The organism is Carboxydocella sp. JDF658, assembly GCF_002049395.1.
GTDB lineage: Bacteria > Bacillota.
In genome coordinates, this window is sequence record NZ_BDLR01000169.1 from 1 (window position 1) to 201 (window position 201).

Here is a 201-nt window from a genome sequence, read left to right on the forward strand (position 1 = left end):
TCTGATGTCCACTTTAATGGATTTGGTTCCTCCTACCCTTTCTATAACCCTTTCCTGCAGAACCCGTAACAGTTTGGCCTGCATAGTCAGGGGTAAATCCCCGATTTCATCCAGCAACAGGGTGCCGCCATTGGCCAGCTCAAATTTGCCGGGTTTACCTCCTTTGCGGGCACCGGTAAATGCCCCTTCTTCATAGCCGAA

General features: G+C 50.7%; 1 protein-coding gene. It reads right to left on the reverse strand.

The genetic code is table 11. From position 1 onward, the window contains the following. Window positions 1-201 (reverse strand): sigma 54-interacting transcriptional regulator (locus JDF658_RS13110; protein ID WP_143312018.1); only part of this gene is annotated, 201 nt, incomplete at both ends.